The sequence below is a fragment of the Micromonospora sp. NPDC003776 genome (assembly GCF_053605645.1).
Genome location: NZ_JBSGJR010000456.1, coordinates 1 through 5,894, shown reverse-complemented (window position 1 = coordinate 5,894; position 5,894 = coordinate 1). Strand labels below are relative to the sequence as shown.

Here is a 5,894-nt window from a genome sequence, read left to right as displayed (position 1 = left end):
GTCCGCCAGGCCGAGGCCGAGCCGCGCGGCCGCGTCGGCCACGTCCAGCACGGCCTCCGCGCGCAGCTCCGGGTCGCGGACCACACCGCCCGCGCCGACCCGCTCCTTGCCGACCTCGAACTGCGGCTTCACCATCAGCGCCAGGTCGCCGTCGGGGGCGGTGCAGCTCGAAAGGGCCGGCAGCACCAGGCGCAGCGAGATGAACGACAGGTCGGCGACCGTGAGGTCCACCTCGCCGCCGATCGCCTCCGGGGTGAGGGTACGCACGTTGGTGCGCTCGAAGACCCGTACCCGCGGATCGTTGCGCAGCGACCAGGCGAGCTGCCCGTAGCCGACGTCGACGGCCACCACCTCGGCGGCGTCGGCGCGCAGCAGCACGTCGGTGAACCCGCCGGTGGAGGCGCCCGCGTCCAGGCAGCGCCGGCCGGCGACGGTCAGCCCGCCGCGGCCGAACGCGGCCAGGGCGCCCGCCAGCTTGTGCCCGCCCCGGGAGACGTACTCGGTGGCGGGATCCTCACCGGTGACCAGCAGCGGATCGGCGGGGTCGACCATCGCGGCGGGCTTGCGGGCCGGCACCCCGCGCAGCTGGACGCGGCCGGCCTCCACCAGCGCGGCGGCCTGCTCGCGGGAGCGGGCCAGGCCGCGGCGGACGAGTTCGGCATCCAGCCGGGTACGACGTGCCATGGGTGGTTCTTCTCCGGTGGGTCAGGCCTGGTCGATGCTGGCCAGGGTCTCGCGCAGCGTCTCGTACGCCGCCTCGTACTGGGCGATCTGGTCGGCCGGGGAGAGCGGCTCGGCGTTGATCATGGCCTGCACGGCGGCGTCCACCGCCGGGTGCCGGCCCTCGCCGACCTCCTCCACCGGCGCGGGACGCACGCCGGGCGGCGGACCGGGCCGGGGACCGCCCAGCGGCGGGCCGGGACGCGGGCCCGGCGGCGGGCCGGGACGGTACGGGGCGGTCACGATCCGTCACCTCCGGCCTGCTCGCGCCCGCCGGCCTTCTTCGCTGGCCGGACCGGCGCGGCCGGCGACTCCTCCGCCGGGGTACGCGCCACCGTCGCCGCAGGCTTCTTCGCGATCGCCTTCTTCGCCACGGCCTTCTTCGCCACCGCCTTGGTCGGGGCGGCCTCCGCCGGGGCGGACGGGGCGGCCTCCGCCGGGGCGGCCTCGGCCCGCTCGGCCCCGCCCGGCTCGGCCGGGGTCGGCCCGGGCTCCGGGGCGGGCCCGGTCGGGGTGCCCTTCGCCTCGCGCAGCTGCCGTTCCAGCTCGCGCACCCGGCGGGTCAGCTCGGCCACCTCATCGGCGGTGGCCAGCCCGACCGCGCCCAGCGCGCGGTCCACCTCGAAGCGGACCAGTTTGGTCAGCGCCTCGCGGTTGGCCATTCCGGTGGCCACGAGCTCCTCGGCGAGTGACTGGAGCTGGGCGGCCGTCGCGCCGCCCTGCCCGACCACGCGCCGCACCGCGTCCTGGGCCTTCTTCCGGGGCGCCTCGGTCAGGCCCATGGCCAGCTCGAGGTAGGCGCGCCACGCGTCCTGCATGCCTGAGTCCTTCCACGGGGCGGGGTGTGCAGGTGTCACGCTACCGGGCGCCGGGGACGCCCCATTGCGGTACGGTGCCGGGGAACGGCGTGGCGAGCGGTGAGGAGACGATGTGGCCAGCGTGGACGAGTGCCGGCAGGCGTTGCAGGAGCTGGCCGCCCGGCTGGACCGGCACGCCGAGATGCAGGGCCGGATCGACCTGGACCGCACCCTGGCCTGCCGGATCACCGACCTGGACACCGCGTTCCACGGCCGCATCGCGGGCGGCCGGCTGCTCGACCTGTGCGACGGCGACGACCCCAAGGCCAAGATCGCACTGAGCACCAGCAGCGACGACTTGGTCGCCCTGGTGCACGGTCAGCTGGACATCGCCAAGGCGGTCGGCTCCCGCCGGGTGTCCATCAAGGCCAACCCGTTCGACCTGATGAAGCTCCGCAAGCTGCTCTGAGCGGTCAGTCCGCGAGGCCCAGCTCGGCGAGGGTCCGCTCCGCGGCCGAAGACGCCGCCCGCACCCGCACCCGCGCCCCGGTCCCCGTCGACCAGGCGACCGCGCAGAGCGCGGCGAGGGCGTCGAGCGGACGACCAGCGCCGTCGAGGAGCAGTCCGTCGTCGGCCACACTCGCCGACCAGCCGCCCGCGTCCGGCGCGCCGGGCACCCGCACCACCGCCGCCGGTTCGAAGAGCCCCGCGAGGTCCGCCGCGACGTACGTCGGCCGCCGCTGCTCGGGCGCCGCCAGCAGCTCGGGTACGTCGCTGACCCCGGTGAGCACCAGCAGGCAGTCCAGCCCCGCCCGGCGGGCGCCCTCGATGTCGGTGTCCAGCCGGTCGCCGACCACCAGGGTCCGCCCCGCGCCGGCCCGGCGCGCCGCGGTGGCGAACAGTGCCGGCTCCGGCTTGCCCACCACCACGTCCGGATCCCGGCCCAGCGCGGTACGCAGCACCGCCACTAGCGAGCCGTTGCCCGGCAACGGGCCCCGCGGGCTGGGCAGCGTGCGGTCGGTGTTGGTCGCGTACCAGGGGGCGCCGGCACGGACCGCCAGGGACGCCTCGGCCAGGTCGGCCCAGCCGACGTCCGGGCCGTACCCCTGGGCGACCGCCGCCGGGTTCTCGTCGGCCAGGGCCACCGGACGCAGGCCGACCGCGCGCAGCTCGGCGCGGAGCGCCTCCGCCCCGACCACCAGCACCGGCGCGCCGGCGGGCAGCCGGTCGCGCAGCAACTCGGCGGTGGCCGCCGCGGAGGTCAGCACCTCCTCCGGCCGGGCCGGCACGCCCATGCCGGTGAGCAGGTCGGCCACCTCGCTGGAGCGCCGGGAGGCGTTGTTCGTCGCGTACGCCACGGACCGGCCCTCGGCGTGCAGCCGGCCCACCGCCTCCACGGCGCCGGGGATCGGCCGGTCGATCAGGTAGATCACCCCGTCCAGGTCGAAGACGACCAGCGAGTACCCGTCGACCAGCCGTTCTCCGGCCGGTGCCTCCCCGACGCTCCCGGTCACCGCCGGTCCGCCTCCGCCGTGCGGTCACCGCCGTCGGTCACCGGCTCGCCGCTGGCACGGGTGTCCCCGGCGAGGGCCTCGGCCGCATCGTCGGTCAGCTCGTCGTCGGCGAGGTCCGCGCCGTCGCGGTCCCGGTAGCCGGCCGCCTCGCCGCCCCGGTCGACGTCGCCCGCCGCCGGATCCTCGTCGTCGCGCAGCCGGGCGTCGCCGTCGTCCTCGTCGCCGAACTCGTCGTCCTCGTCATCGTCGTCCGCGGCGTCGTCCGCGAACTCGGCGTCGGTGTCGAGGTCGTCGTCCTCGTCATCGTCGTCGTCGTCATCGGCGTAACGGGCGTCGACGTCGTCCGGGTCCAGGTCGTCCGTCTCGTCGGCGTCGACGTCGAGGTCGTCCTCGCCATCTCCGTCGAGGTCGTCGTCCGCGGCGGAGTCGGCGCCGCCGACCAGGTCGGCGTCCGGGCGGGCCGGCACGGCCCCCGGCGCGCCCGGTCCGGCCGCGAACTCCTCGTCCTCCTCGTCGTCGCCCTCGATGACCACGCCGTCGAGCTCCAGCAGCCGCTCGGCGGCGTCGGTCTCACCCTCGGCGTCCAGGTCGGCGGCCCGGGAGAACCACTCCCGCGCCTCCTCGCGCCGTCCCACGGCGAGCAGCGCGTCCGCGTACGCGTACCGCAGCCGCGCCGCCCACGGCTCGGACGAGTCGGCGGTCAGCTCGCGGACCTGCAGCATCGCCACGGCCGCGTCCTTCTGCCCGAGGTCGCCCCGCGCACCGGCCGCCACGATGAGCAGCTCGATCGCCACGGACTGGTCGAGCTTCTCCCGGTCCGCGCCCCGGAACAGGTCGATCGCCCGCTCCGGCCGGCCCAGCGCCCGCTCGCAGTCGGCCAGCACGGCCAGGTGGCTCTGCAGCCCGGTCATCCGGTGGTACGTCCGCAGCTCGGCGATCGCCGTCTGCCACTCGCCGGCGTGGTACGCGGCCAGCCCGACGGCCTCCCGCACCGCGGCGATCCGCGAGGCCAGCCGACGCGCCGCCATGGCGTGCGCCAGCGCCTCCGGTGGGTTGTCATCGATCAGCAGGCCGGTCGCCACCAGGTGCCGGGCGACGCTCTCCGCCACCGGCTTGGCCAGCGACAGCAGCTCGGCCCGAACGCTCGAGTCGAGATCGCTCGCCACCACGTCGTCCGGCAGCGCCGGCGCGGCGACCCGCTCACCCTCCCGGCCCTCGCCGTGCTCCCGCCGGTCGTCCCGCCGCTCGCGGTCCGGCCCGTAGCCGCCCGCCCGGCCGTCCTCCCGGCGCGGGCGGTCACCGTACCCACGGCGCTCGCCAGCCCGCTCGGTACGCTCCCGGCCGCCCCGGAAGCCACCCTCACGCTCCTCGCGACGGAAGCCACCCTCACGACCCTCACCACCGCGGAAGCCACCCTCACGGCGCTCACCGCCGCGGAAGCCGCCCTCGCGGCGCTCACCGCCTACCCCGCCTTCACGGCGGAAGCCACCTTCGCGGCGCTCACCGCCGCGGAAGCCGCCCTCGCGCTCGCCGCCGCGGAAGCCGCCCTCACGACGGTCGCCACCGCCGAAGCCACCCTCACGACGGTCGCCGCCCCGGTAGCCACCCTCACGGCGCTCACCGCCGCGGAAGCCACCCTCACGGCGCTCACCGCCGCGGAAGCCACCCTCACGGCGCTCACCGCCGCGGAAGCCACCCTCACGGCGCTCACCGCCGCGGAAGCCCCCCTCGCGGCGCTCGCCGCCGAAGCCCTCACGCGGGCCGCCCTCGCGGGGCCCGGAACGGAAGCCCTCACGGCGGTCACCGCCGCCGAAGCCGCCCTCACGACGGTCACCGCCGCGGAAGCCACCCTCACGGCGGTCACCGCCGCGGTAGCCACCCTCACGGTCACCGCCACGGAAGCCGCCTTCGCGGCGCTCGCCACCGCGGAAGCCGCCCTGCCGATCGTCGCGGCGGAAGCCACCCTCGCGGCGCTCGCCGCCGAAGCCGCCCTCACGCGGGCCGCCCTCCCGGGGCCCGGAACGGAAGCCCTCACGGCGGTCGCCGCCACGGAAGCCACCCTCACGGCGCTCACCGCCGCCGAAGCCGCCTTCGCGGCGCTCGCCACCGCGGAAGCCACCCTCACGGCGCTCGCCGCCGAAGCCGCCCTCACGCGGGCCGCCCTCCCGGGGCCCGGAACGGAAGCCCTCGCGACGATCGCCGCCACGGAAACCACCCTCACGGCGCTCACCGCCGCCGAAGCCGCCCTGCCGATCGTCGCGGCGGAAGCCGCCCTCGCGACGGTCACCACCGGAGCCGCCCTCACGCGGGCCGCCCTCGCGGGGCCCGGAACGGAAGCCCTCGCGGCGGTCGCCGCCACGGAAGCCACCCTCGCGACGGTCACCACCGCGGAAGCCTTCCCGGCGGTCGCCGTCAGCGGCACCACCCTGCCGGTCGTCCCGACGGAAGCCGCCCTCACGGCGCTCACCGCCGCCGAAGCCGCCCTCACGACGGTCGCCACCGCGGAAGCCGCCCTCACGACGGTCACCGCCACGGAAACCGCCCTCGCGCGGACCGGACCGGAAACCGCCCTCGCGGCGGTCACCGCCGGCGCCGCCCCGCGGGCCGCCCGAGCGGTCGTCGCGGTCCCCCCGGTACGACGGACGGTCGTCGCGGCGGGCGTCGTCGCGCCCGGGCCGGCGGTCGGCGCGGTCCTCGTAACGGCGGGGGCGATCCCCGCCCTGCGGTCCTGAACTCACAGGTACATCCTTCCTGAATGCGTCCCCAAGAACGCTAACGCCCGCCGCCCGCCGCGGGTAGGGTTCGAGGTCGGACCGGAAGGGGTGGGCGTGGTCGACGTACAGCACTGGCTCTCCGCGCTTCC

General features: G+C 76.9%; 6 protein-coding genes and 1 pseudogene. 2 read left to right on the top strand and 5 right to left on the bottom strand.

Translation table 11 applies throughout. The features are described from left to right. From ACWEVO_RS28005 to ACWEVO_RS27995, 3 genes are all read right to left on the bottom strand, one after another. A partial coding sequence (locus ACWEVO_RS28005; RefSeq protein ID WP_452310485.1) for a TlyA family RNA methyltransferase occupies positions 1 to 684 on the bottom strand: 684 nt, incomplete at its 3' end. A gap of 21 nt (positions 685 to 705) precedes the next feature. Then, the gene (locus tag ACWEVO_RS28000) at positions 706 to 963 is read right to left on the bottom strand and encodes a hypothetical protein (protein ID WP_452310484.1); all 258 of its coding nucleotides are present in this window, start codon (positions 961 to 963) and stop codon (positions 706 to 708) included. Then, positions 960 to 1,538 carry a phasin family protein gene (locus ACWEVO_RS27995; protein WP_452310483.1) on the bottom strand — a complete coding sequence of 193 codons (579 nt, stop codon included), beginning with the start codon at positions 1,536 to 1,538 and terminating at the stop codon, positions 960 to 962. Before ACWEVO_RS27995 ends, ACWEVO_RS28000 begins: the two co-directional genes overlap by 4 nt. A gap of 112 nt (positions 1,539 to 1,650) precedes the next feature. On the opposite strand from ACWEVO_RS27995, the gene ACWEVO_RS27990 reads away from it, so the two are divergent. Next, positions 1,651 to 1,986, top strand: coding sequence for an SCP2 sterol-binding domain-containing protein (locus ACWEVO_RS27990; protein WP_452310482.1), 336 nt, complete (start codon positions 1,651 to 1,653; stop codon positions 1,984 to 1,986). Between the two features lie 4 nt (positions 1,987 to 1,990). Here ACWEVO_RS27990 and ACWEVO_RS27985 read toward each other — a convergent pair whose 3' ends face one another. Beyond that, positions 1,991 to 3,031 carry an HAD-IIA family hydrolase gene (locus ACWEVO_RS27985; protein WP_452310481.1) on the bottom strand — a complete coding sequence of 347 codons (1,041 nt, stop codon included), beginning with the start codon at positions 3,029 to 3,031 and terminating at the stop codon, positions 1,991 to 1,993. 287 nt (positions 3,032 to 3,318) lie between these two features. Further along, positions 3,319 to 4,113 (bottom strand): annotated as a pseudogene (locus tag ACWEVO_RS27980) (hypothetical protein); the annotation flags it as partial. 138 nt (positions 4,114 to 4,251) lie between these two features. Here ACWEVO_RS27980 and ACWEVO_RS27975 point away from each other — a divergent pair. Next, positions 4,252 to 5,763, top strand: coding sequence for a hypothetical protein (locus ACWEVO_RS27975; protein ID WP_452310480.1), 1,512 nt, complete (start codon positions 4,252 to 4,254; stop codon positions 5,761 to 5,763). Positions 5,764 to 5,894 lie beyond the last annotated feature (131 nt).

What these genes read in the sequence shown, in the direction of transcription:
- ACWEVO_RS27995 (WP_452310483.1), bottom strand. Translation starts at nt 1,538, where the DNA reads ATGCAGGACGCGTGGCGCGCCTACCTCGAGCTGGCCATGGGCCTGACC.